At 42.0% G+C, this 24123-nt stretch carries 21 protein-coding genes; 6 read left to right on the forward strand and 15 right to left on the reverse strand.

Translation table 11 applies throughout. The annotated features are described in order from the left end of the window. Positions 1-30: 30 nt before the first annotated feature. From R9C00_03090 to R9C00_03100, 3 genes are all read right to left on the reverse strand, one after another. Positions 31-801, reverse strand: a complete 771-nt coding sequence (locus R9C00_03090; protein ID WPO36427.1) for a lysophospholipid acyltransferase family protein — start codon at positions 799-801, stop codon at positions 31-33. 17 nt (positions 802-818) lie between these two features. Next, positions 819-1589 (reverse strand): FkbM family methyltransferase, encoded by a 771-nt coding sequence (locus R9C00_03095; protein ID WPO36428.1) that lies wholly within the window; start codon positions 1587-1589, stop codon positions 819-821. Positions 1590-1792: 203 nt separating this feature from the next. Further along, entirely contained in the window at positions 1793-2248 is a 456-nt protein-coding gene (locus R9C00_03100) for a hypothetical protein (protein WPO36429.1), read from the reverse strand. A 188-nt stretch (positions 2249-2436) separates the two neighbouring features. Between R9C00_03100 and R9C00_03105 the strand changes: the two genes are divergently transcribed. Continuing rightward, complete coding sequence (locus R9C00_03105) at positions 2437-3738, forward strand: Gfo/Idh/MocA family oxidoreductase (GenBank protein ID WPO36430.1); 1302 nt, start codon at positions 2437-2439, stop codon at positions 3736-3738. 180 nt (positions 3739-3918) lie between these two features. Here R9C00_03105 and R9C00_03110 read toward each other — a convergent pair whose 3' ends face one another. Continuing rightward, positions 3919-4374 carry a hypothetical protein gene (locus R9C00_03110; GenBank protein ID WPO36431.1) on the reverse strand — a complete coding sequence of 152 codons (456 nt, stop codon included), beginning with the start codon at positions 4372-4374 and terminating at the stop codon, positions 3919-3921. A gap of 293 nt (positions 4375-4667) precedes the next feature. On the opposite strand from R9C00_03110, the gene R9C00_03115 reads away from it, so the two are divergent. Further along, positions 4668-7895 (forward strand): S41 family peptidase, encoded by a 3228-nt coding sequence (locus R9C00_03115; GenBank protein ID WPO36432.1) that lies wholly within the window; start codon positions 4668-4670, stop codon positions 7893-7895. A 238-nt stretch (positions 7896-8133) separates the two neighbouring features. Here the strand turns inward: R9C00_03115 and R9C00_03120 are convergent, their stop codons facing one another. The 4 genes from R9C00_03120 to R9C00_03135 all read right to left on the reverse strand — a co-directional run bounded on the left by R9C00_03120 (position 8134) and on the right by R9C00_03135 (position 13060). Next, positions 8134-9594 carry an alpha-L-fucosidase gene (locus R9C00_03120; protein ID WPO36433.1) on the reverse strand — a complete coding sequence of 487 codons (1461 nt, stop codon included), beginning with the start codon at positions 9592-9594 and terminating at the stop codon, positions 8134-8136. Between the two features lie 293 nt (positions 9595-9887). Continuing rightward, positions 9888-10448 (reverse strand): transposase, encoded by a 561-nt coding sequence (locus R9C00_03125; GenBank protein WPO36434.1) that lies wholly within the window; start codon positions 10446-10448, stop codon positions 9888-9890. A 121-nt stretch (positions 10449-10569) separates the two neighbouring features. Then, complete coding sequence (locus tag R9C00_03130) at positions 10570-10947, reverse strand: hypothetical protein (GenBank protein WPO36435.1); 378 nt, start codon at positions 10945-10947, stop codon at positions 10570-10572. A gap of 16 nt (positions 10948-10963) precedes the next feature. Further along, positions 10964-13060, reverse strand: coding sequence for a thioredoxin domain-containing protein (locus R9C00_03135; protein WPO36436.1), 2097 nt, complete (start codon positions 13058-13060; stop codon positions 10964-10966). A 156-nt stretch (positions 13061-13216) separates the two neighbouring features. Here R9C00_03135 and R9C00_03140 point away from each other — a divergent pair, with 156 nt between their 5' ends. Both R9C00_03140 and R9C00_03145 read left to right on the forward strand, forming a co-directional pair. Then, on the forward strand, positions 13217-13732 hold the full coding sequence (locus R9C00_03140) for a Crp/Fnr family transcriptional regulator (GenBank protein ID WPO36437.1): 516 nt from the start codon (positions 13217-13219) through the stop codon (positions 13730-13732). 191 nt (positions 13733-13923) lie between these two features. Further along, positions 13924-14409: a hypothetical protein gene (locus R9C00_03145; protein WPO36438.1), complete on the forward strand. Its 486-nt coding sequence runs from the start codon at positions 13924-13926 to the stop codon at positions 14407-14409. A gap of 256 nt (positions 14410-14665) precedes the next feature. Here the strand turns inward: R9C00_03145 and R9C00_03150 are convergent, their stop codons facing one another. From R9C00_03150 to R9C00_03170, 5 genes are all read right to left on the reverse strand, one after another. Beyond that, the gene (locus R9C00_03150; protein ID WPO36439.1) at positions 14666-15559 is read right to left on the reverse strand and encodes an AraC family transcriptional regulator; all 894 of its coding nucleotides are present in this window, start codon (positions 15557-15559) and stop codon (positions 14666-14668) included. A gap of 58 nt (positions 15560-15617) precedes the next feature. After that, positions 15618-16229 carry a pyridoxamine 5'-phosphate oxidase family protein gene (locus R9C00_03155; protein ID WPO36440.1) on the reverse strand — a complete coding sequence of 204 codons (612 nt, stop codon included), beginning with the start codon at positions 16227-16229 and terminating at the stop codon, positions 15618-15620. 69 nt (positions 16230-16298) lie between these two features. After that, positions 16299-17285: a glyceraldehyde 3-phosphate dehydrogenase NAD-binding domain-containing protein gene (locus R9C00_03160; GenBank protein ID WPO36441.1), complete on the reverse strand. Its 987-nt coding sequence runs from the start codon at positions 17283-17285 to the stop codon at positions 16299-16301. Positions 17286-17290: 5 nt separating this feature from the next. Beyond that, positions 17291-17701 carry a nuclear transport factor 2 family protein gene (locus tag R9C00_03165; protein WPO36442.1) on the reverse strand — a complete coding sequence of 137 codons (411 nt, stop codon included), beginning with the start codon at positions 17699-17701 and terminating at the stop codon, positions 17291-17293. A gap of 378 nt (positions 17702-18079) precedes the next feature. Next, positions 18080-18760 carry a carboxymuconolactone decarboxylase family protein gene (locus R9C00_03170; GenBank protein WPO36443.1) on the reverse strand — a complete coding sequence of 227 codons (681 nt, stop codon included), beginning with the start codon at positions 18758-18760 and terminating at the stop codon, positions 18080-18082. Positions 18761-19006: 246 nt separating this feature from the next. On the opposite strand from R9C00_03170, the gene R9C00_03175 reads away from it, so the two are divergent. Beyond that, the gene (locus R9C00_03175; protein WPO36444.1) at positions 19007-19819 is read left to right on the forward strand and encodes a hypothetical protein; all 813 of its coding nucleotides are present in this window, start codon (positions 19007-19009) and stop codon (positions 19817-19819) included. A 170-nt stretch (positions 19820-19989) separates the two neighbouring features. Here R9C00_03175 and R9C00_03180 read toward each other — a convergent pair whose 3' ends face one another. After that, the gene (locus R9C00_03180; protein ID WPO36445.1) at positions 19990-21471 is read right to left on the reverse strand and encodes a cobyric acid synthase; all 1482 of its coding nucleotides are present in this window, start codon (positions 21469-21471) and stop codon (positions 19990-19992) included. Between the two features lie 332 nt (positions 21472-21803). Here R9C00_03180 and R9C00_03185 point away from each other — a divergent pair, with 332 nt between their 5' ends. Further along, positions 21804-23078, forward strand: a complete 1275-nt coding sequence (locus R9C00_03185; protein WPO36446.1) for a hypothetical protein — start codon at positions 21804-21806, stop codon at positions 23076-23078. A gap of 209 nt (positions 23079-23287) precedes the next feature. On the opposite strand, the gene rlmB is transcribed toward R9C00_03185, so the two are convergent. Next, positions 23288-24076 carry a 23S rRNA (guanosine(2251)-2'-O)-methyltransferase RlmB gene (rlmB, locus tag R9C00_03190; GenBank protein ID WPO36447.1) on the reverse strand — a complete coding sequence of 263 codons (789 nt, stop codon included), beginning with the start codon at positions 24074-24076 and terminating at the stop codon, positions 23288-23290. Between the last annotated feature and the right edge of the window lie 47 nt (positions 24077-24123).

Here is a 24123-nt window from a genome sequence, read left to right on the forward strand (position 1 = left end):
AATCTAGGGCTACTTTGAGTACGGGGGTTACTATGAATCTTTCAACTCTCCTACCGTTTCTTCCTCAAATTTTTCGGGGAAGTGGGCTTTCATTTCTTCTCGGATAATGCCCCGCACTTGTTCCCTAAGTTTGGGAATATCATCAGTCGTAAGTCCTGTGGGGTAGATGGGCTCGTGGAAAATTACTTTTTGTTTGTGCCAAACAGGTAGCCCGATATCGTGCATAATGATCCAGTTGTAAGGCAAGGTAACGGGTACGATGGGCACTTGCTTTTCAATGGCAATACGGAAGGCGCCATCCTTAAAGTTTTTGAGGTTTGGATAGGTTTTCATGTTAATTCCTCCTTCGGGAAACATGACCAAGCTTTTGCCTTTCTCTATCGCTTCTCTTGAGCGGTGAACTGTCTCGTAGCGGCTTCGGCTGCTGCCTCGGTCTACAGGGATATGGATGTTTCGGAACATGTACCCAAAAAGCGGTACATTGGAAAGGTCGCTTTTTCCTACGAACACAGCAAAGCGATCTACCAGCCCGCCCATCAGCGGGATATCCAAGTAGGAATTGTGGTTGGCACAGAAGACCACCGGAGTTCCTTTGGGCACTTTTTCGCCCCTTCGCTCAATGAAAGGAGGCATAAAGGCAAAGCCAAAGATCACATACGACCAAATCTTATTAAGTTGGTATGCATATTTGTGCCATTTTTCCCGAGGGATAATCACCAAATAGGCTGGATAGAGAAATATCATGGCGATTACTGTTCCAATTGCCATCCATACTAAATGCAAAAATTTGATGATCTTCATATGTTTGAATGCTGGTTTTATAAAAGATGCTTAAACTCTTCGAGCTTCACGTCGGGTAGAAAGTATAACTCGATAACGTTCATAAATTTACTTTCAGCCAGCTTGAATGGCTTTAATTTTTCATTTTCCAAATAGTAAATGCTGTAGCCAATTCCTCCCAAAAGCTGAATCATCTCCCGCTTGTTTTCAAGACTATCGATTTCTATTTCCAACACAGGCTTAAACTTCTTGCACAAATACACGAAATGTGGAATGATATGCAACTCATACCCTTCTACATCGCATTTGATGTAATCGAGCTGCTTGAGGTCGGCAAAAAGCGTTTTTGGACTCATCATGGTAGCCTCGTGGGTGAGAGCCGCATCGCCTTGCCCGCTTTCCAATACCTCCGTACGGCCATGCCTCACTACGCCGTCTACCCGTGGCGTCCCCATCTGTACCTTCAGGTTATCGGTTTCCCCAAGGGCGTAGGGCAACACCTCTACATTTCCAAGGGCAAAACTGGCAATATTCGACTCCAAAGTCTCCCTGAAATCCTTTACAGGCTCTACGGCAAATACTTTTCCTTCTTTTCCTGTAATGCGAGAAAGTGGGATGGTAAAATAACCCAAATTGGCACCGATATCTATGCAAACCGAACCGGGCTTCACTAGTTTTTCCAAAAACCTGACTTGGAAGTGCTCGCCCAAATAGAATTTTGACACATAGCTTTTCAAAAAAATATAGCTGATGAACTTCAAGTAATTTTTGAAGCCTAGCAAGGTAAAAAGTAGCTTTCTTACGATCATGTATTCTTATTATTAATTGCCTTTAATGGGCGTGTTTTTTTTGTATTTTAAAGAGAGCCAACGCATGCATTGGCTCTACGTTTTTAACTGAACTGACATTTCAATTGAATACTTTATAACAAAATTTCGGCACGGACGATAGGTGCCGCATCAGCGTTTTTCTTTTTCAAATTAGCACATCAGCACATCGAAAAATCAACACATTATTTTATCCTTTTCTTTCCTTCTTCCGACATCGCCCTTAGCTTTTCCCGCTTCATGGTTTTGATAAACCTGGCATCTCTGAAGCGCAACGCCGACCAGTCCTCGTCTATGGCGACTTGCCTCACGCCTTCGAAGCCCATATCTCCCAAAGGTTGCCAACCATTTTCTCTCGAAATATCAGAGGTATATTTTTTTGATGACTTTTTTGAGTAGGCTATCCACAGCACGGCATCTTCTGCCAATTTTCCTTCAATACTATCTACTATGCTTGCTATTTCGGCGCAGGAAAGGGCAAAAGCAATTACAAAATCGTAAGAGCCACCTTCTTTTGCTTGGGTGGTCACACTTGCTAAGCCCGACAATTCTTTCGCTACCTCTTCAAAAGAAGGTGGAGCATGGAGCAAGCAAATTGATTGGTGCTCCTTAAAATTCATTTTTTTCAGTACCGGATTCATCGCATGCGTGTGGTTGAGATTGGGGCAAAAGTAGTTTTTTTGGTCGGAAGGGAAAAATGAAAAGTTTTCTAGAGGTCTAAAGACCAATGATCAAACGTTTTCATTCATTTAAAACTATCTATGCTTTATATTTAAGGCAGATAACTTCATTTTTTCAAAATACCCTATTTCAAACATTTTTAGTAAATATGAAAAGTTCAAAAAGCAAACAAATCAGTAGGCGGAAGTTTATTGGCGGAGCTGCCTTATCTTTCGCAGCATTCACTATCGTGCCTCGCTCAGTGCTAGGCGGAAAGGGTTACACTGCTCCCAGCGACAAACTAACTATGGGCTTCATAGGCTGTGGAAAGCAAAGTGGGGGACTTGCCTCTCGCTTTATGAAACTAGACGATATCCAAATGGTAGCCGCTTGCGACATCGACTCGGCCAAGTTGGAGAAGTTCGTAAAGATGGCCAATGGTATTTACAGTGAAAAGTCGGGCAAGGAGCATAAAGGCTTGGAGTCTTACAAAATGTACGAAGACTTGCTCGCCCGCCAAGACATAGATGCGGTAATTATTGCTACTCCTGACCATTGGCATGCGCTTCCTGCTATAGATGCACTCAAGGCTGGCAAAGATGTTTATTGCGAAAAGCCGCTTTCTCACACACTAGAAGAAGGCAGGGCAATGGTAGATGCTACCCGCAAATACAATAAGGTTTTCCAGACAGGAAGTATGCAACGCTCTAGCTACAACTTCCGCCAAGCATGCGAGCTGGTGCAAAACGGCTACATTGGCGAGGTAACAAAAGTATTGGCAAATGTGGGCGACCCTGCCGTTGACTGTGACCTTCCTGCCGAAAAAGCTCCAAAAGAGCTGGATTGGGATCGCTGGTTAGGCCCTGCACAAATGCGTGAGTATAACAGCATCATTGCTCCTCCTATTTCTTTTAGCGGATGGCCTATGTGGAGAAATTATAAAGAATTTGGTGGTGGAATCCTCTGCGATTGGGGCGCGCATATGTTTGATATCGTTCAGTGGGGCTTGGGCATGGATAATACTGGCCCGGTTGAGTACATCCCACCAACCGACCCAAAAGCTACCCGTGGCTTGGTAATGAAATATGCCAACGGCATAGAAATGGTGCACGAAGATTTTGGAAGAGGCTGGGGCGTTCGCTTCATAGGTACGGAAGGAACAATTGATGTGAGCCGTAAATACCTCGATAGTAAGTCGGAGAGCATTGCCAAAAAAGAAATTGGTGGAAACGATAAGCGCTTGTACTTTAGCGACAACCACTACCAAGATTTTGTAGATGCAGTGAAGAGCAGGAAAAAGCCAATCTGCGATGTGGAAATTGGCCACCGCGCAGCCAGTGTTTGTAATATAGCCAATATAGCTTACTGGCTCAACAAACCTCTGAAGTGGGATCCTGTAAAAGAGAAGTTTGACGACAAGGAAGCGAACAAGCTTAGGGGCAAAAAATACCGCAAGCCGTATTCTTTGTAGTTTTATAGAATATTTTTTTTGAGATGGAGGGATGTACTTGATTGTGCATCCCTTTTTTAGTTCATTCACCAGACCGTCCCGATCACTTGGAGCGATCGGGACGTTTTTTGGTTGATTTTTGGGTTATTTACTACCATTATTTAGGGCGGGTACTTGCCCCAGTAGGGATGCCCACCTAATTCACTTCATAACATGATAAAATTCGATGCCATATTTTTGACAATTAGACTTTACTTCTTTATACTGTTTACTATCAACATAAATAGAATTTTTCATTTCTTGCTGGGACTCATTTTCAATGTAATGGATGATGATTTGGCTATTACCTCTGTAACCTAAATACCCAATTTTTATAATAGTTATATCACTTTTTTTGATTTGTTTCTCAACTAGTCTTTTTATAAAAATACTATTGGTTGTAAGTTCAAATTCATTATACGAAGTAGCAACTAGAAAGCTTGATACAACAGCTGTGAAGATAATAGTAAAATAAATCTCGGCATTTTCAGAAAAATCCAACAGCATTAAAAGAAGTTTCGATAAAAAATAGCTAAACAGTAAGCCCAAAAAAGCAAAGTTTTTTAAGAGCGTAACTTTTGATGTCCTTCCGCTTAACAATACATTTTTATCTTTCATATTTATTCTCATTGCCTTTAAACTGAATATAATGGTAGTTCTTAGGTTGTAATGGGGTTGTTTTAAATCACTCTGACGGTCGGAGTGAATCTTTTTCTTGTTCGACTTAAACCTTTACCGCAAAGCTAGCATCCAATCCACAATTCCATGCCTTTTTATAAGGAAACACTCACCACCCATCCCTTTTTTCCTTCGCAAAACAAAAACAGGTTTGACTTTAAGGTAGTTGATTTATAGTTTGGGAAACATTGTAAAATAAGCCTTTTTTAAACCTATACAATTATACAATCACAATGAAAAAACTAAGACACGTACTATTGATATGGTCAGTGATGATTATATCCCCACAACTTTTTGCTCAGGAAAGCCCTTTGGTGGTTCAGCCTGGTATTAGCCCCGATGGCAGCCAGATCGCTTTCTCTTACCAAGGTGATATTTGGACTTCGAAGCTCGATGGTAGCGATGCCCGCAGGCTTACTATCCACGAAGCTTACGAGTCGTCGCCTGTTTGGAGTCCCGACGGCAAGCAAATTGCTTTTTCCAGCACCCGCTATGGGGCAAATGATATTTTTGTGATGCCTGCTACTGGAGGTGAGCCTAAGCGGCTTACGTTCTACTCGGGTAGCGATGTAATCAGCGGTTGGACGGATGATAACCAAGTGTTGTTCACCTCGGCACGGGCATTTCGCCAAATAGAATGGTCTTCTGAGATTTTGAGCGTTTCGGCTACGGGTGGAACTCCACAGCGCTTTTTGGATGCCACAGGCTATATGCCTGCCATGTCGCCCGATGGCAAATTGCTTGCTTTTGTTGAGGGACCGTGCCGCACGGCAAGGGAAGCCTACAAAGGCCCTGCTAACAAAGATGTATGGATTTACCACATCAAAAACAAGTCGTTTACGAAAGTGACTTCCTCTATGAGCAACGATTTTATGCCCAAGTGGGGAAAGGACAACAGCCTCTTTTTTATAGGTGGGGAAACGGGCAGGTACAATGCCTACAGCCTGAAAATAAACGACGATGGCTCGGCAGCCGGTTCGCCTACTCAAGTGACATCGTACACAGATTTTGGTATCCAATGGCTGGATGCTAGCACGAATGGAAATACCTTGGTATTTGAGCGATTGGGTGATATTTACCAAGTAAGCGCAACAGGAGGCTCAGCTCAAAAAATCAATATTTCTATTTCTGCGGACTATCGTTTCGATCCTATGGAGCGCAAAACGCTTTCTTCAGGAATAGATTGGTACAGCATTTCCCCTAACGGTAAAAAAGCAACGGTGGTAACCCGTGGGGAGGTATTTGTGAAGGTGAACGACAAGGAAAAAAGCCGCACGGTGAACTTGAGCAAGCATGCTTGGAGAGATGATAACGCCAACTGGCTCAACGATTCTACAGTGATTTTCACCTCCGACCGCGAAGGGCAATACGATTTGTACCTTGCCAAATCTGCCGACCCTGAAAAACCCGATTTGTTCAAAAGCTTGAAGCACGAAGTCGTCCGCCTGACAAAAACGGACGAGAGCGAGATGATGCCTTTGGTTTCGCCGAACGGCAAAAAAATAGCTTTTAGAAGAGCGGAAGGGTCGAGAGGAAAGGGGAAAATGATTGTAGCCGATATTGATCCAGAAGGGAAAATCAATAATGAAATAGTATTGCTGGATAGCTGGCAATCGGCGAACGATGTATCGTGGAGTCCAGATAGCAAATGGTTGGCATATTCTATTCCCGACCTCGATTTCAACAACGAGGTGTATATCCACGCAGCGGACAACAGCCGCAAGCCTGTGAACGTGAGCATGCACCCCCGCAACGACCGCAGCCCTGTTTGGAGTTCCGACGGATCGAAACTAGCCTTCATTTCTGACCGAAACAATGGCGATTACGATGTATGGTTCGCTTGGCTGAGCATAGAAGATTGGGAAAAAACAAAGCAAGACTGGGAAGAAGACGAGGGCGATGATGAGAAGGGCAAAAAGGATAAGAAAGACAAAAAAGACGGAGATGAGGAAGAAGAGGAAACGCCTATCACTATCGACTTTGAAGATATTCATTACCGCCTCAGCCAAGTTACGGCTCTGCCAGGCAGCGAATCGGGCATAGCAGTATCGAAAGATGGGGAGACTTTCTACTTCAGCACCAGCGGCCCTACCGCCAAAGGAAGCGACCTGTACAGCATCAACTGGGATGGAACGGAAGCCAAGCAACTCACCAAGGGCGGACAACGCCCGTATGGAGCGGAACTTAGTCCTGATGGCAAGCATTTGTACTACGTATCCAAAGGAAGGCTTTCAAGAATTACGCTGAGCAACGGCAAATCGGAGAGTTTGCCATTTAGCGCAGAAATGAAAATTGACCACCGCAAAGAGCGTGAGCAAGTATTTGAAGAAGCTTGGAAAGCCTTGGACGCAGGTTTTTACGACCCTGCTTTCCACGGGCAAGATTGGGATGCGCTCAAGAAACAATTCAAACCACTTGCGCTCAAAGCCTCTACCGATCAAGATTTCCGCTACATGTTCAACCTGATGCTGGGGCAAGTGAATGCCAGCCACATGGGCATTTATGGAGGTTCTCCTGAGGAAACGCAACGAGAAAGCACCGGAAGGCTTGGCGTAGAAGTAATTCCTGTGAAAAACGGGGTGGAAGTTACGCATGTAGTGCCGAAAACCGCAGCGGATAAAACAACAAGCAAATTGGAAGTTGGCGATGTAATAGTTGCCGTGAACGGCGAAGGGGTTTCTTCTGACGAGAGTTTTTACAGTTTGCTCACCAACAAAGCCAGCAAGAAAATATTACTGGAAGTAGAAGATGCAAACGGAAAAAGCCGGGAGGTGGAAATCAGACCCACAAGCAGTATCCGTAACCAGCTTTACGACGAGTGGGTGAACGAACGCAAAGCTCTTACGGAAAAATATTCGGGTGGAAAATTGGGTTACATCCACATCCAAGGGATGAACTGGCCCAGCTTCGAGCGCTTTGAGCGAGAGCTGACCGCAGCAGGCTTGGGCAAAGAGGGAATTGTGATAGACGTGCGCTACAACGGCGGCGGCTACACTACCGACTACCTTATGGCGGTGCTCAACGTACGTCAACATGCCTACACCATTCCGAGAGGAGCGGCGGGTAGCCTTAATGAAAACCCGAAATACAAAAATAATTACCCTTACGGGGAAAGGCTTCCACTGGCAGCTTGGACCAAACCTTCTATTGCCATCTGTAACGAAAGCAGTTATTCCAATGCGGAGATTTTCTCTCATGCGTTCAAAACGTTGGAAATTGGAAAACTAGTAGGCCAACCGACCTTCGGCGCGGTGATTTCCACGGGTGGACAAGGTTTGTTGGACGGTTCGTATGTACGGATGCCGTTTAGGGCTTGGTACGTGAAAGCGACGGGAGAAAACATGGAACTAGGTCCAGCCGTTCCACAATTCACCGTGGAAAATGCACCCGACAGCAAAGCCAAAGGGGAAGACGAACAGCTTAAAAAAGCGGTAGATGAATTGTTGAAGGAGGTGGATTAGTTACTGGTTGTTGGTTTCTTGTTACTGGTTGCTAGTTTCTTGTTACTGGTTAACCAAACCTGTTAACCGTCCCGATCGCTCGCAGCGATCGGGACGGTTTTATTTTGTATTCCATCGCCTAGCACTCAAAAAAGAAAAATCTCTATTAAGTACTTACCCAAAAACCCTATCTGGTTACGGGTACATTTTGGGAAGAAGGCGGCAAGCTGAAGTTTTATTTTGGTTCAAATGAATACGGTTATAAGGACGATCTTCCTATTTCCAACTCGGCAATTATTGCTTTTTCTCCATTGGCTTCCAGTATATCTAGTCTGAAATACCTTGCTTTCGTTTTTTCAAAATTGAGCGATTTGTATGTTGCGTCAGCACCCCACCTTTGGCTGGAAACCTCCTCAAAATTAAGACCATCGGTACTTGAAAAAAGTTTGATATTCATTATGTTCCCTTCTGCCAAAGCCATTTCTGGATAAGGCTTGCACCTATGGTTGGGGACAATCATCAGTGCATCAACTCCTTCTTCAATTTTTCCCAGATCCATAGTAATAGTTTGGGGAAACTCTGCACTCGACTCCCAATGGAAATGGTTCGTTTGGATTTGGCGGGCATCGTGTAGGTAAGTTGCATTACCACTACTTGCTACCACAGATGCAAAGGGGATTGACTCGACAATTTGGCGACCTTGAGGGGGCAAAGCAGGCCTTGAAGTGTCAGGCTTCCACTTTTGACCGATTTCCGTAAGCATTCCTATGTAAATATCATCTAAAAGTCCTTCTCGGTTGGGCATGCAATTGAGCATGAAGTTGCAATACCGTGCTTCGCAATCTACCAATTTATGAAGCACGGTATCTATTCCATCGTCTTGTTTCATACCGTTAGGGGTGTCTTCACTCCAAAACCAGCCGTTGCCTTTCACACTGCAGTGCCCAAGTGCCGATGCCATAGTGTTCCCTTCTGGGGGAAATGCCCCAAAAGGTCCTTCGAAATAAGGGATTTCCATGTGGTAAGGAGCTTGTAAATGCGTATGGTCGGTGATCAAACATTCTGGCTGAAGTTGCCTGATCAATTTCCTGATTTCGTGATAGGGAATCACTTTATGCCCTATTTTCCAATACCATCCGTCCATTACAAAGTAGTCGATCTTTCCGTAGTTGGTGAGGAGTTCGGTTATTTGCCCCTTTACAAAATCTAATTTGTTGCCATCAATGCTATCCTTTTCTACTCCGTGTGTACTGTCCCAGATCGAATAATATAAGCCTATTCCTAACCCTTTTACTCTAAATGCATCCACATATTGCCGGACAATGTCTTTTTGGTAAGGAGTGGATGCTACGTCATACTCTGTGAATTTACTATCCCAAAGGCAGAATCCTTCGTGGTGTTTTGTGGTGAGCAACCCATATTTCATCCCGGCCGAAACGGCTGCATCTGCCCACTGTGCGCAATCTAGTTTTTGAGGGTTAAAGGAATCGATGGGATAGTTTGCTTCTCCCCATTTTGCCCCATACGACATAACGTTGTAGCAAATGAACATGCCAAATCGTTGGTCAATAAACTCGCTTTTGAGCTGGTAAAGAGACTTGGTAGAACTGATTGCTTCATGCTCGATTGTTTCTTTTGGGTTGCTGCATTGCGTCAAACTCAGAAATCCAAGGATGCATACAAGCCCAATAATACTGTGAGAAATTCGTGTGTTTTTCATAATAATATTTGTGATAACAAGCGGTTCATTTTATTGAAATAAATAGAGATCCATTCCAAGTCGATGCTTGCAACCACTCTCCATTTATTTCAACCTTATTTCATTTTTTACACCAATGGCGCAAGCGTCTCGCTCAATGCTGTTAACTTAAGGACATTCTGAAAGTTCAGCGAGACGCTGAACATCATTTTAAAGCACAAGTGAGACACTTGCGCTATTGAGAGAACTAGCCAAACATTATGGCGCAAGCATCCCGCTTGTGCCTTACTACAATTTAAGCGTCTCGCTTAAAATCAACTCAAGAACTCAATATCAATCAAGCCCTTTCCCGTTCCGTAATAATCCCTTGCACTGCTATAAAGCCAATGTTCCCCACTTTCCACAAAACCCATAGCGACCGGATTATCGTGAATGTATTCCAATTTCTCATGTAATAACTCTTCTGAGGAAATTTCGATAGGATGGTTGTGTTGCTGCCAAAGCTGGAAGTCTTTATTGTTACTGTTTTTCAACCCCGCATTTTTCATCATCCAGAGCATCCATTCCCTTCTACTTTCTCCCACAAACCTTTTGTCTTCCAGCAAAAGCCGTATATGCCTAGAGGTAAATGATTTTAAGTCGCGAATGATCTCTTCCAATTTTTTATCACCAGACGTCCCTAAAATAAAATGGGCATGGCTGGTCATGATGACCCACGCATGTACTTTCAGTCCCTTGTTCTCTTGGCAATATTTGATGCTTTGCAACAGAATATCCTTAAATTCACTTCGGATAAAAACATCTATCCAATTCACCACGGTGAAGGTCACAAAATACGGTAACTCTTGGTCGTTGATTTTGTATTTTCGGCTCATGGACTTGTTTTTAAATTTAAGAAAATCGATTTTCTTAAATTTAAAATATTTTGGCATGTTCAGTGTCTCGCTGAACATCATTTTAAAGCACAAGAGAGACTCTTGCGCTATGACAGCCCTACTATTTCTCATCCACTATTCGAGCCATATTATTATTAAAAAAACAGACTACATGGTAAGAAATTGCAAATGAGAATACCATAGCTCTTTTCTTTTCATACTTCGCAAGCAGAAGCTCTTTTTTCTTAGTAAAAAGAAAAATCATATAGCTGACAAGAGAGAGAAGAGTTATAATAAGACCTTCAATATCAAATTCACTTACGATTTTATACTCCATATTATGATATATAATGTGAAAAATTATAAGTCCCCACATTATTGAAATAGAGCTCCATAGAATAGTTGCTACGTTACTAATTGAAGATTCTCCAAATCTCCTTTTTGAAAGAAAGTACCAAAACATTAAAATAACCTCAAAGAAATAAGTTAACCATTTCATATTTCTACCTTATCTCTTATTCAGCAACCACCATCTGTCCAAAAGCAGCTTCCACTTCCATCACAGGCAATTTGCAGGCTTTTTCTTTGCAGACATAAATCATTGTTTCCCCTTCCATCAGCTTATTTTTGAGGAGTTCGAGCGAGCCTTCGGTTTTGCCGCCCATCAGCACAGCGTTGGGCTGGTAGCTTTGGAGGAATTCTGCTTGGAGTTGCGCCGCATTGTCGCCCACTATTGCCACTTCGTAGAAAGGGTAGGTGAGGTACATCTGCAACTGGAACCAGTTGGTGAAATAAGCAGTATTGGCGGGTACAAACTCCAGCACACCTTGTAGCATATTGGTGCTTTTCTTTTTCAATTCCCCATCAAAAAAGTAATTGCCCAAGTAATATAAATTCTTCGCCATCACCGAGTTGGCAGAAGGGATTACGTTGTCGGTCAGCTCTACTTTTCGGGCAATGAGCGCTGGGTCTTGGTCCGAAGTATAGAAGAAATAGCCACTGCCCTCATCGTAAAAATGTTCCAAGGCATAGTTGGTCAAATCTTGGGCTTTGTAGAGCCATTGCTCGTTGAAGGTAACTTGGTAGAGCGTGATGAAGGCATCGACAGTTAGGGCATAATCATCCAAAAAAGCATTGATGCTCGACTTGCCATCCTTGTAGTTTCGATTGAGGCGGTTGCCTTCCTGCAAAGTAGTTTTTACGATAAATTCAGCCCCTGTTAAAGCTTTTTCAAGATATTTCTGTTTTCCAAAAGCGGAGTAGGCATCGATGTAGCCTTTCACCATCAGCGCATTCCACGAAGTCAGGATTTTATCGTCCAAGCCTGGGCGCACTCGTTTGCTTCGGGCTTCCATCAGCTTGCTTTTAGCAGAAGCAATGGAGTTTTCCAGCGCTGCTTTTTTCATTTCCACTTCTATGGCTACCGCTTCTATCGCCTTGGTATTGAATAAGATGTTTATGCTGTCTTCCCAATTCCCTTCTTTTTCTATGTTGTAATATGCCGAAACCGCTTTGTATTCTGCTTCGTCCAGCAGAGCTTCCAACTCTTCGTTGGTCCATGTATAAAACTTTCCTTCTTTCCCTTCGCTGTCGGCATCGAGGGAAGAATAAAAACCGCCATCTGGCGAAGTCAATTCCCTTTCTACAAAAGCCAAGGTTTCTTCCACCACCTTTTTGTAAAGTGGGTTTTTGGTGACTTTATAGGCTTGGCTGTATAACGAAACAAGCTGGGCATTATCGTAGAGCATCTTTTCAAAATGCGGCACTTTCCAAAATGCATCGGTGGAATAGCGGGCAAATCCGCCACCCACTTGGTCGTAAATACCGCCCATTGCCATGCGCTCCAGCGTGAGGTTCACGTAGTCCATTGCCGTATCGTTTTGGGTGAGGTGGTGGAATTGAAGCAGGGCTTCCAAGTGGTTGGGCATAGGGAATTTTTGGGTGCGTTGGAAGCCGCCCAGTTGCATGTCGAGGTCGGAGGTGAAGTTGGCAAAAGTGGAATGAACACTATCAGGGAGAAACTCAGAATCGTCGGCTATATGCGCATTGAAGGAATTTTCCCCTACGCCAGAAGTCACCTGTTTGGCAATAGATTCGAGCCTTTCGGGGTCATTTTTCTTGGCATCGATGATCTGCTGCAACAGATCCATCCACTGGTCTTTTTCAAAATACGTTCCTGCAAAAATAGGCCTGCCGTCGGGCAAGGTCACGCAGTTGAGTGGCCAGCCCCCGCTTCCTGTCATTATCTGCGAAGCTTCCATGTAAATCTGGTCGATGTCGGGGCGTTCTTCCCTGTCCACTTTTATAGAGACAAAGTTGTTGTTCATCAGTTTGGCAACTTCCTCATTTTCAAACGACTCGTGCTCCATTACGTGGCACCAGTGGCAAGCCGCATAGCCCACACTCACAATAATGAGCTTATTTTCCGCCTTCGCCTTGTTCAGTGCTTCTTCTCCCCAGGGGTACCAATTTACAGGGTTGTGCGCATGCTGGAGTAGGTAAGGGCTGCTCTCGCCAGCCAGTTTGTTGGTGTGTTTGTGAGATTCCCCGCAAGAAACCAACACAAATAAAAGCATACCAAAAAGAGTGAGTTTTGTATAATTCAAATTCATATTTTATTATTTAGGATTCTTCCCGTAGAGCCGCCCAATTTGAGCGTCTCTACAATTCTAACAGGAATATTATAGAAAATAGAATTTGCAACGAAGATGTTCTGGAAGAAGCCTCGCTATTTCACTTTAAAGGAGACGACAACAGAAAAATAAACTATGATAAATGATTCCATACATTCAGGTTTAATATTAAAGAAAGGCGATTTTTTCATACAGAATGGTCAGCAGAATTTTAGAATTGGTCAATTGTTGAAGGGAGTACTAAGAGGTTTTACTTTGAATAATGAAGGCGAGGAAATTACAACTCATTTTTTTGTTGAAAATGATTTAGTTTCTGGAAATTATGTTCCGAATATTCCTGCAACAATGACAATTCAGGCTTTAGAAAACTGTGCGTTAAGTGTTGCTAATTATACAGAGGTGTTTTCTCATATGAACTCAGACAATTACTTAACTAATGTAATTTTATCGAATTTTCAAAAATTGAATAAGCAGAACAATTCAAGAATCGAAGCATTAATTACAGGAGATTCATTGACCAAATACAAGTGGTTTTTAAAAGAATATCCAAATTTATTGAACAGGATTCCTCATTACTATATAGCAAACTTCTTAGGAATGACTCCAACTCAACTTAGTAGAACTCGCAAACAGTTTTCTCAACAAATGTAAATGAAATGTTTTTAGTGCCTAGTTATTTTTGCTGTGATAACAATAAAAAGTAAAAAATGAGATTTAAATTAAATTTATTAGCAATTACAATGGTGACTTTGACATTTTGTTCTTGTCATTTTAGTCACGGAGAGAAAAAACACGGTCATTCACACAGTAAAGCAAATCATCCTTTAAAAGGAGAAAGTACTATGAAAATTACAACGCCCAATAGAGTATCACACACTTACGAACAAACAATAAACGGGACAAAGAAAGAGATAATGCCTCTGTATTGCCCAGTAAGGGAATTGGACTGGTGTGAAAATTGGAATCCTAAGGCAGTTGTTTCAAATTCAGGAGTAGTTGAAAAAGATTGTATCTTCATTACTTCGCACGGAGAGGACGATGTTGTTTGGATTGTAACAGAATATGATACTGAAAAAGGTATTGTAGAAATGTATTACCACGTTCCAAATATTCAGATTACTAAACTAAACATTAAAATAAGTCCAATAACTGAAACTACCACAAAGGCAGTTCTTACATATACAAAAACATCTTTAAGTGATATTGGAGACAAGGTGCTGAAAGAGTTTACAAAATCTGAATATGATATCATGATGGATTCTTGGGAAAAAGCAATGAATCATTATCTTGCAACAGGCGAGAAACTTACAGGTTTGCCAAATTTTTAGAAATAAAAATAGAATAATGAGAAATGGAGTAGAAACAACAAACCGTTAACACTTTGTATAGTACAATAGCAGGTTTGATGCTGATTTTGAGCATCATCACTTGCCCGAGCATTAGTGATTATTTGAAAGAAAATCTCACGTAATCCGCTACAGCACCATACAATTTACCGTTAAACACTACACAAACCCCATTTCAAAAGTTACTTCTCAAAACTTGAACATCGTAGGCGATCGCAGCGACTATGAAAAAGCAATCTTACACCCTTGCCAAAGCGTTAAATCCTACATTATCGCGAAAGCCTTGGGGGCTAACTCCTGTATGTTTCTTGAAGTACTTGCTGAAGTGATACTCGTCGTTGAAGCCTAGCTCGTAGGCAATTACTTTGATAGGATTGTCGGTGAGGTACAAATCTCGCTTGGCTTCCACTACTATCCGCTCCGAAATGAGTTCTGTTGGGGTTTTGTCAAAATAACTTTTGGTGAGTTTCCCCAAGTTTTTTGGAGTGATGTGAAGCAATTCGGCATATTCGGTTGGGGCGTGCTTGTCCTTGTAATGTTCCTCAATCAAATCTTTCAATTTTTGCAACACCGCAGGCTCTTTTTGCTCTTTTACCCCCTTTACATCTATGTCATTTTGCTCAGCTTTTATCCTCACGGCATAGATCAGCAACATTTTGAGCTGTGTAGTGAGCATATGATGTTGGGAGATGTTACTATGCTGCATTTCGTCCTTTACCAAAGAGAATATATTTTCGAAAGTTTGCTGAGATTGTTCGTTCAGCTGAATCAGGTTTTGACCGTAAATGGTATTGAACAAAACTCCATTGCAGCCTATCTCTTTGTCGTATTGGTAAATACAATAAAAGTCTGAATGGAAATTGAAGTATTCCCCTTTCAAGCTTTCCTCTTCAATGAGCTGGAAAGGCTGGTAAGGGGTGAAAAACAAGGCTTGCCCCTTTTTTATTTCCTTTTCTGAAAACTCAGTTTTAAGTACTCCTTTACCTTCTTTTACCCACAAAATCGTATAATAGGGAAGTCGCTGTAGATCGGAAAATGTGTCGCAAGAAAACTGCCCTACTTTAAAGGCAAGTAAGTTGGTATCGGTGTTGATGAGTTGAAACTGTTCAGAGGCAAGTGTTTCGTTATTCATAGATTATCGAAAGGAATTAATAGAGAAAATAGTACGATTAATAAAACCCTAAATTGGCTTAATCGTTCAGTTCGTCCCTCAATCTTTTCACTTCTGCTTCTAAGGTTTTTATATATTCTTCCTTGGAAGTTAAGATGTCTCCGAGTTCATCTAAAGAGAACCGTTGTTTGATGTGTTGCGAGCAGTTCCAGTCATAAGCTTTGATATGAAACAAAATAATTCGTTCTGCTTTAAAAGCATAGTTCCGATGCCTGACGTCTTTTTCTAGTTCAGGAGCTTCATCTAAAGCCTTGATTTCTACCTCTGCGTATACTTTTAGCCTTGCTTGGTTTGGGTAATCGACCAAAATCAGCGAAGCTTTATTGTTTTGGTTCAGATTTCCCACGGAGATATATTGCTTGTTTCCGGTAAAGTCCAAAAAGGCAAGGGTTTTACCATCCAATACTTTCAAAAACCCGTTTGGTCCGCCCCGATGTTGCACATAGGGGAACTCGTTCTCCCCATAAGATGCCATGTAAAAGCTATCCCTTGCCTCTATAAATTGTATTTCTCGCTGGCTCAATGCTTCGGTGGAAGTGAACCGCTCCATCTTTTTGTAACTCTCCCTACTTCCGTATTGGCTTTGCAGCTTTTTAATACTTTCAGTGAAAGCTAGGTTTGCATAATTCATTGCTTCTAAAAGCTTTATATAAAATGATAATGATCCGTGTACCATAATAACTAGGTGTGTAAATCTTACTTACAGACCCAAAATCTGGCGGATCATTTGGTTGGTGAAGCCCCATTCGTTATCGTACCAGGTCAATACTTTTAGCAAGTCGCCATCTACCACTTTGGTCATGGGCAAGTCGGCAATAGAAGCGTACGGACTTTTGATGATATCGGAAGAAACCAAAGGATCTTTGCTTACGGCAAATACCTTTTTGTACCTCTCCGTGGCGGCTTCTTGGGCCAATATTTCATTTACTTCCTCGGCAGAAGTAGGTCTTTCTGTTACGATAGTGATATCGGAAATAGAACCTACGGCTACTGGGACGCGAACAGACAATCCATCGAACTTGCCAACAAATTGGGGCAATGCTTTTCCTGTAGCTATTGCAGCACCGGTAGTTGTTGGGATCAAATTGTTCAGTCCCGACCTTCCCATTCGGAAATCTTTGGCGGGGGAATCAACGGTTTTGTTGGAGGCCGTATCGGCGTGAATTGTTGTCATGATGGCTTTCTTGATACCAATCCTTCGACCTAAAATCTCCATTACGGGACTGATGTTGTTGGTGGTACAGCTGGCACAAGAAAATATGCTTGCCTTTCCATCTTCAGTGTTTACTCCATGGACAACAGTGGGTATGTTCGGGCTCTTGGTCGGGCCAGAAAGGACTACCGTTTTCGCTCCAGCTTTTACATGCTTTGCAGCATCGTCTTCGTTGGTGAAAATACCTGTGCTTTCAATAACCACATCTACGCCAAGTTCTTTCCAAGGCAGTTTTTCAGGATCTTTTTCATTCAAAAACAAGAGCGGTTTTCCATCAATGAAAAGTTCGCCTTCTTTTGCTTCAATATCTTTTTCCAAAGTACCATGAACGCTGTCGTATTTGAGAAGATAGGCTATATTTTCAATGGGTGCAATGTCATTTACGGCGACCAGCTCAAGCCCAGGAGTATCTAAAATAATTTTCAAGGAAGTACGGCCTATGCGCCCCATTCCATTTATCGCTATTCGTTTCATTTTTTTTATAAGTGTCTTTCTTGTTCAGTAATTGGTAAATCGTTTATGCTTGCGAATCTTTTCTCCATCAATCCGTTTTCGTCAAATTCCCAGTTTTCGTTTCCATACGCCCTAAACCATTGTCCTTCTTTGTTTCTGTATTCGTATTCAAACCTTACGGCAATTCGGTTTTCGGTATGCGCCCAGTATTCTTTTTTGAGCTTGTAGTTCAGCTCTTTTTTCCATTTTCCGCTAAGGAATTTCACAATTTCTTCTCTACCATTTATAAAAGTGGAGCGGTTGCGCCATTCACTGTTGGGCGTGTAGGCTAGTGATACTTTTTCAGGATTTTGGCTGTTCCAAGCATCTTCTGCCAGTTGGATTTTTTCTTTGGCGGTTTCCAATGTGAAAGGCGGCAAGGGATATTTTTTTTCCATGATTATTGGTTTTATCGATTACTATTTCTATTGGAAGAAATAATACAGAGAAGCCCCCTCGAGCTGCATTACATCAGCTCGTTTCACTAGGAATAATGGTTCCTGAAAGCTCTTCAAGTTCGCAATGAAGCCTCTGAACACATGAAGCAGCACAGGTCATAATCCCAAGAGTTGTGAGGGGTTGCGGCTTCTCTGTATTGTAACCATTCTTATCTTGGTTAAGATGAGAATGCTTTTTTGTGCCTTCTGCTCAGGCGATGGATATCACTGTTACCGCCAAGTACAAAAGGATGTATAGTAAGTGGATGATGACTTTGGTTTTCATGTTAGTCAGTCAATAATGTGAAATTTTTCTTTGTTGCTGACTTGGTTGTTTAGCTACACGTTCGCAGCTTCAAGCTCTGGAGCTACTGGGAAGTCTATTGGAATTTGGGTAAGGTTATGTACATAGTTCATCACCACTTTGTCGGCTATGGCTACTACCAAATCGATCAAGCTTCCTTTGGTATACCCTGCTGCATAAAATACATCGAGCACATTTTGGTCTACATTTCCTCTATTTGCGGTGATGGCTAGTGTAAGTTTCGCAAGCGCATCAAGCTTCGCATCGAATGAAACTTTCCCTTTTCTGATCTCTAATATTTGCTCGTCGGTGAACCCGTTCATTTTCCCGATAGCCGTGTGTGCACTTTGGCAATAGCTGCAATCATTTTCTTGGCTCACCACTAGGTTTATCACTTCTTTTTCTTTTTTGGAGAAAGATGTTTTTCCATTTTGGAATTGGAGATAGTTTCCAAGAGCCGTTTCCGAATGAGCCAAGGTGGCGTAAAGGTTAGGAACAAAACCTACTGCACTTTTCAAATTGTCGAAGATTGCTTTATTGTCAGCACTTACTTCATCTCTGGTTGGAACATTAAAATTTGCCATTTCTTTTTTATGATTTATGTTGAACATTTGTTTTTTTGCCGCTTGCCTTATCCGTTCGTTGCAATCGACAATACAAATGTGCAGGGTTTTGGTAGGCGAAGAAATGGACGGATTCCCCCACTTGATGTACATTTTTCCCTAAACAGGTTTTTTGCTTAAAAAAGGCTGGGAAAAGAAGGGGTGATAAGAAGAAAAAAGGCTGCCTTCATCCCTCCAAATAAAGGTTTTTATACATTTATGGTGTGTTTTTTATTCTCACAACAAAAAAGAAGAACTTAACCTATAAGAAAAATAACAGTGCCATCGCAGTTGATACCCATCCAAATATGGCGAGTATTAGGTGCTGTGGTGATATACGAATGTTGTGTTAATTAAACCATGAAAAGGATATACTTATCAGTTTTTGTTATAATTTTTAGCTGTAACAGCACCCAAAACCTTGATGAAGAATTAATCGACCTATGTAAAGCTGGAAGATATAATGATTTGTACGAAAAAATGGCCTCACTGAAAGAATCATCAACAAAGGCTAAATACTATGAATTTAGAGTTTTCTTAGACAGGGAAGTTATTGCAGGTTACACTGAAAAGGTTATCACAGTGGAGGAGCATATCCAGAGTAAGGAAAATAAATCAATGTACTCCCTCGATGAATATAAGCTATACCTTATTACTGACTCAACAGATAAGATACAGGCTTACCGTTTAGTAGAACCAAGATTAGAAAAAGGTGTGGATGGAAATTGGGAAAAGTTCGAGGATATACTTTCAAAGAGTGATCAGCTATATCCAAAAGAGATGCAGGAGGACTTCAATAGACTTTATGGGGTAAACTTTGATTATAATTACCTTTTCCAGTACGAAATTTATTTTGGTGAATCCTGCGGGCAGGATGGGAACCCACCTGAATATAGGTACTATTTAGAAAAAGCTATAGTTGAAAAAGATACGGCTACCATCAATAAGTGGTTGTTTTCACCTGTTGCCGAGAAACAACTTTACGCAATAGAAGGGATTCTGAGACTTGGGAATGAAGGACATTCATTTGATAGTGCGACCCACAGCATCATTAAAGAAGTCTCCAGAAAAGAAGGGTACGCACAGACTTGTGCAGGCTGTGAATACGGTGATCAACAAGAGATAAGAAAACTCGTAGAAATAATAAAAAAAAGAATACTGCAAGAGCTATAGCCTGCTGTTCTGAGAGTTGGCGCAGTATCCTCTCAAAGAATTTTGCATTGGGAAAATCTACCAATTTGCGAAACTCTGTGGATAAGGAGAGTCCCAAAACGTCGTGGGCGGTCAAAACGACCACGACGTATGCGAACATCATCTAATCATCAAACAATTGTATAATCAACTCACGCCTCGTTTCGCAACACCTTATATATATAGTCCATATCCATGCAGCCACGGAGCATGTCGGCGAGTTTGTCGTACTGTTCTTCTTTGAAGGTTTGGTAATCGACTTTGCGGGCTTTCAGCTCTCCTTTTACATAAGGAGCTATTAGTTGGTTGATGATTTCATCGTTGTCCAGCACGCCGTGGAGGTAGGTTCCCCAGCATTTTTCATCTACCCAGCAGCCGTCTTTTCTGCCATCGGCGAGGGTGGCCAGTGGTTCTGCGCTATTTTCCAACTCACTCGTGCCCATATGGATTTCGTAGCCCGAACATTTTTCCGAAATTCCTTTGAACTGGAAGGTCTGCTGTTCGGTCACTTTTTCCTCTTCCAGCGTCGTTTTCACGGGGAGCAAACCTAGCCCTGTCATAAAAGAATAATTGCTTTCGGTGTGGAGCGGGTCTTCTATGGAAATTCCCAGCATTTGGTAGCCACCGCAAATCCCAATCACAGTCTTCCCGTTTTTTCGGGCATCGTAAATCGCTTTTCCAGCCCCGTTGTTTTTAAGGTCGATTAGGTCTTCAATGGTGTTTTTGCTTCCGGGGATAATTACGATATCAGCTTTTTCTATTTCGCTAGGGTTGTTGGTATAAAAAAGGTTTACACGGTCGTCTTTTTCCAAAGCATTGAAATCGGTGAAGTTTGACATCCTTCGGAGGAGCACCACCGCCACATTCACTTTTCCACTTACAGCTTCCCTTATTTTTCTATCTACCACCACCGAATCTTCTTCCTCTATCTGTATATCTCGGAAATAGGGCACAACTCCCACCACGGGCACTCCCGTAATCTCTTCCATTATTTTCCTCCCATCTTCAAAAAGCTTGATGTCTCCCCTGAATTTATTGATGATAATACCTTTTATAAGTCGCTGTTCGTCTTCTTCCAGTAGTTTGATGGTGCCATACACGCTCCCAAACACGCCGCCTTTGTCAATATCGGCAATCAGAAAAGTAGCTGCATTGGCGTGCTGGGCTATGCGCATATTGGTGATGTCCCGCTTTTTGAGGTTCAGCTCAGAAATACTCCCGGCTCCTTCCATCACTATTGGGCTGTACTTTTGAGCTAGCTTATCGTAAGCGCCTTTTACTTCTTCAAATAGGTTTTGCTTGTTGTTGTCCATGAAATAATCCCATGCAGACTGATTCCCAAAGGGCTTGCCATGTAGTACTACTTGCGAAGATTTGTCGCTGGTGGGTTTGAGGAGCACAGGGTTCATTTCCGTGGCACAAGGAACACCAGCTGCCTCGGCTTGTACCGCCTGCGCCCTGCCTATTTCCAGCCCGTCAGGAGTTGCATAGCTGTTGAGGGACATATTTTGGGCTTTGTAAGGAGCTGGGTTCATGCCATCTTGCTTAAATATTCGGCAAAAGCCTGCATTGATAATACTTTTCCCTACATCGGAGCCCGTGCCCACAAACATCACTGATCTGTATTTGTTCATTTGTCTTGTCTTCTAAAATTCCACCTTTTTCTCAGGTTAAATACCCATGTGAGAAACAGGTCTAAATGTGAAAAAATACTTTCTCTACTTAGCTAAAGCGAAAGTTTCCAAAGGCGCAAATATAGGTATATTACCTATAAAGCAGGTTTTTTATGAGATAATGATGGGGAAAAGGCTGTCCGTTTCGGTAAGCTAATGCTCCAACTCAGTAGGCGAATATCCCGATTCGGGCAGTCAATATCCCGTTCGGTCAGAAACAGGTTCCAATCTTAAGGTTTAAACCTCATAATTGTATCAACGAACACTGATTAACAAATAAGTAAATGTCTGCTATGTCAAAGAATTCTACTCTACCTTTTAGGTTGATAAAATTACTAACAATTACATTATTACTTTTAGTTGCAGGTGCTATTTCAGCGCAAGATCAAGAATCTAAAAGTGATTTTTTGAATGTTTTTGTTGATTGCAATCACTGTGATATCAACTTTTTGAGGCAAGAGGTAGATTATTTGAATTATGTAAGAGATAGAGAGTTGGCAGATGTTCATGTATTAGTTAATAATCAGCCAAACGGAAGTGGTGGAAATTCATATGAATTGAATTTTATTGGCTTAAAAGAATTTGAAGGAACTTCACAAATACTATCATATAATACCACTGCTAATAATACTTATGACGAAGTAAGAAGTGGGTTGACAAAGATGATTGCCGTAGGAATGGTGCCCTACATTTCTCAAACAGACTTGGTTGATAACTTGGTAGTAAAGGTGAAGGATGTAGAGAAAAAGAAGAAGGGAAAGAGTAGCGTGCCAAGTGGATGGAATTGGAACAATTGGATATTTGAGGTGTACGGCAGTGGGAGTTTGAACCAAGAATCGTCAAGAAAGAAGGTTAATCTTGATTATGGTACAGGTGCAGATAGGATAACAGAAGATTGGAGGGTTACTGCAGATTTGCATTTTAGTTACCGTGAGCAAGTGATTCAGGGCGAAGATGAGGTAATCACAACGCTCAGAAAGAGAAATAGTTTTTTTGGCAGAATAGCAAGAAGTGTGACCGACCACTGGTCAGCTGGTATGTACAGCAATATTTATATGGACTCTTACCGAAATATTGATATGAGTTCGAGCTTTACCCCAGCTCTCGAATACAGTCTTTTTCCTTATACAGAAGTAATGAAAAGAGAAATTACCGTAAGATACCAAGTGGGTCTAACAAGGCAACAATACATAGAGTCGACTATTTATGAGAAAATGGCGGAGGACTTGATGGGACAGGCATTGGTGCTGTCAGTAAGGTATCGCCAGCCATGGGGCTCTGTAAATGGGGGGGTAACAGCCTCAAATTATTTTCATGACTTCACAAAAAACCGTTTCAGTTTTAACTACAACATGAATGTGAGGGTCGTAAAAGGACTTTCGGTTAGAATGAGCGGTTATTATAACTTAATTAGAGACCAACTTTACCTGCCGCAAGGCGAAATTTCAACAGAAGATTTGCTACTGTCTCAAACTCAAGTAGCAACTGACTATGAAATGGGAGTTTCGGCAGGATTAGCGTACAATTTCGGTGCAATGTTTAACAACACCGTTAACACAAGACTTTAGTTTATCTTTCATTTTCACAAATACCCTATATAGCATATTGCTAGCTAAACTTAACAAGCAAGTAGCAGGTGGATTTTCCGCCTGCTACTGTCGTACCCGGCAGTTTTGAAAGCTCTTAACTGACCGCACAAATACCCTAAAAACAACCAAAAAATGCATCCTGATAAATTTGGGGTGCATTTTTTTTATGAGTTTAATTTTTACCTAAACTACTGTTCCAAAACCCTTTGGCGGATGCTTTCCGAAAGTATCATCCCTGTAGCCACAGACACGTTGAGAGAGGATACTTTTCCCACCATCGGGATTTTCACCATTTCATCGGTAATGCGGATAAGGTCATCAGAAATACCGTCTTCTTCCGAGCCCATAATGATGGCGAGTGGTCCTTTCATCTCCACTTCAAAAAGCGTATTTGATGCTTTTTCGGTACAAGCTACAGCCCTTAAGCCACTATCTTGTAAAAATTCCACCGTCTTCTTGAGGTTGGGCACTCGGCAAACGGGGATGTAGTTTAGCGCACCAGCAGAAGTTTTGAGGGCATCAGGGCCGATCATGGCTCCACCTTTGGCAGGAGTGACAATTGCATGTACGCCCAAGCATTCTGCTGTACGGGAAATAGCACCGAAGTTACGCACATCAGTCACCCTATCGAGCAATAAAATCAAGGGCATTTCCCCTTTTTGGTAGCACTCAGAAATTACATTGTCGAGCGAAGCATATTCAATAGCAGAAAGATATGCTATTACTCCTTGGTGGAGCTTGCGGGTAACGTTGTTGAGCTTTTCAACGGGGACTTTGGAAATAGGGACATTAGCCGCTGCTGCTTTTTCCAATACTTCTTGTATTCCCTCACTCTTTAATCCAGTTTGTACCAAGAGCTTATCTATTTCTTTGCCTGCATCTAGTGCTTCTTGCACAGGTCTAAGCCCAAAACAGAAGTTATCATTGGAAGGAGTAGATGGGCGTCTGGAAAAGCCTTGGTTTTTATAGGGTCTCATATATTTGTTGTCTATTTATGTTTGCAAAGTTAAACCAAAATAATTGT

It is taken from the genome of Flammeovirgaceae bacterium SG7u.111, from assembly GCA_034044135.1.
In the GTDB taxonomy this organism is placed as follows: domain Bacteria; phylum Bacteroidota; class Bacteroidia; order Cytophagales; family Flammeovirgaceae.

Excerpts from the sequence above, each read along its gene's own strand:
- rlmB (WPO36447.1), bottom strand. The coding sequence starts at position 24,076 with ATGAGACCCTATAAAAACCAAGGCTTTTCCAGACGCCCATCTACTCCT.
- R9C00_03155 (WPO36440.1), bottom strand. The coding sequence starts at position 16,229 with ATGAATTATGCAAACCTAGCTTTCACTGAAAGTATTAAAAAGCTGCAA.
- R9C00_03105 (WPO36430.1), top strand. The coding sequence starts at position 2,437 with ATGAAAAGTTCAAAAAGCAAACAAATCAGTAGGCGGAAGTTTATTGGC.
- R9C00_03140 (WPO36437.1), top strand. The coding sequence starts at position 13,217 with ATGATAAATGATTCCATACATTCAGGTTTAATATTAAAGAAAGGCGAT.
- R9C00_03160 (WPO36441.1), bottom strand. The coding sequence starts at position 17,285 with ATGAAACGAATAGCGATAAATGGAATGGGGCGCATAGGCCGTACTTCC.
- R9C00_03135 (WPO36436.1), bottom strand. The coding sequence starts at position 13,060 with ATGAATTTGAATTATACAAAACTCACTCTTTTTGGTATGCTTTTATTT.
- R9C00_03185 (WPO36446.1), top strand. The coding sequence starts at position 21,804 with ATGTCAAAGAATTCTACTCTACCTTTTAGGTTGATAAAATTACTAACA.
- R9C00_03180 (WPO36445.1), bottom strand. The coding sequence starts at position 21,471 with ATGAACAAATACAGATCAGTGATGTTTGTGGGCACGGGCTCCGATGTA.
- R9C00_03095 (WPO36428.1), bottom strand. The coding sequence starts at position 1,589 with ATGATCGTAAGAAAGCTACTTTTTACCTTGCTAGGCTTCAAAAATTAC.
- R9C00_03170 (WPO36443.1), bottom strand. The coding sequence starts at position 18,760 with ATGTACATCAAGTGGGGGAATCCGTCCATTTCTTCGCCTACCAAAACC.
- R9C00_03165 (WPO36442.1), bottom strand. The coding sequence starts at position 17,701 with ATGGAAAAAAAATATCCCTTGCCGCCTTTCACATTGGAAACCGCCAAA.
- R9C00_03145 (WPO36438.1), top strand. The coding sequence starts at position 13,924 with ATGAAAATTACAACGCCCAATAGAGTATCACACACTTACGAACAAACA.
- R9C00_03150 (WPO36439.1), bottom strand. The coding sequence starts at position 15,559 with ATGAATAACGAAACACTTGCCTCTGAACAGTTTCAACTCATCAACACC.
- R9C00_03115 (WPO36432.1), top strand. The coding sequence starts at position 4,668 with ATGAAAAAACTAAGACACGTACTATTGATATGGTCAGTGATGATTATA.
- R9C00_03125 (WPO36434.1), bottom strand. The coding sequence starts at position 10,448 with ATGAGCCGAAAATACAAAATCAACGACCAAGAGTTACCGTATTTTGTG.
- R9C00_03090 (WPO36427.1), bottom strand. The coding sequence starts at position 801 with ATGAAGATCATCAAATTTTTGCATTTAGTATGGATGGCAATTGGAACA.
- R9C00_03110 (WPO36431.1), bottom strand. The coding sequence starts at position 4,374 with ATGAAAGATAAAAATGTATTGTTAAGCGGAAGGACATCAAAAGTTACG.
- R9C00_03120 (WPO36433.1), bottom strand. The coding sequence starts at position 9,594 with ATGAAAAACACACGAATTTCTCACAGTATTATTGGGCTTGTATGCATC.
- R9C00_03175 (WPO36444.1), top strand. The coding sequence starts at position 19,007 with ATGAAAAGGATATACTTATCAGTTTTTGTTATAATTTTTAGCTGTAAC.
- R9C00_03100 (WPO36429.1), bottom strand. The coding sequence starts at position 2,248 with ATGAATCCGGTACTGAAAAAAATGAATTTTAAGGAGCACCAATCAATT.
- R9C00_03130 (WPO36435.1), bottom strand. The coding sequence starts at position 10,947 with ATGAAATGGTTAACTTATTTCTTTGAGGTTATTTTAATGTTTTGGTAC.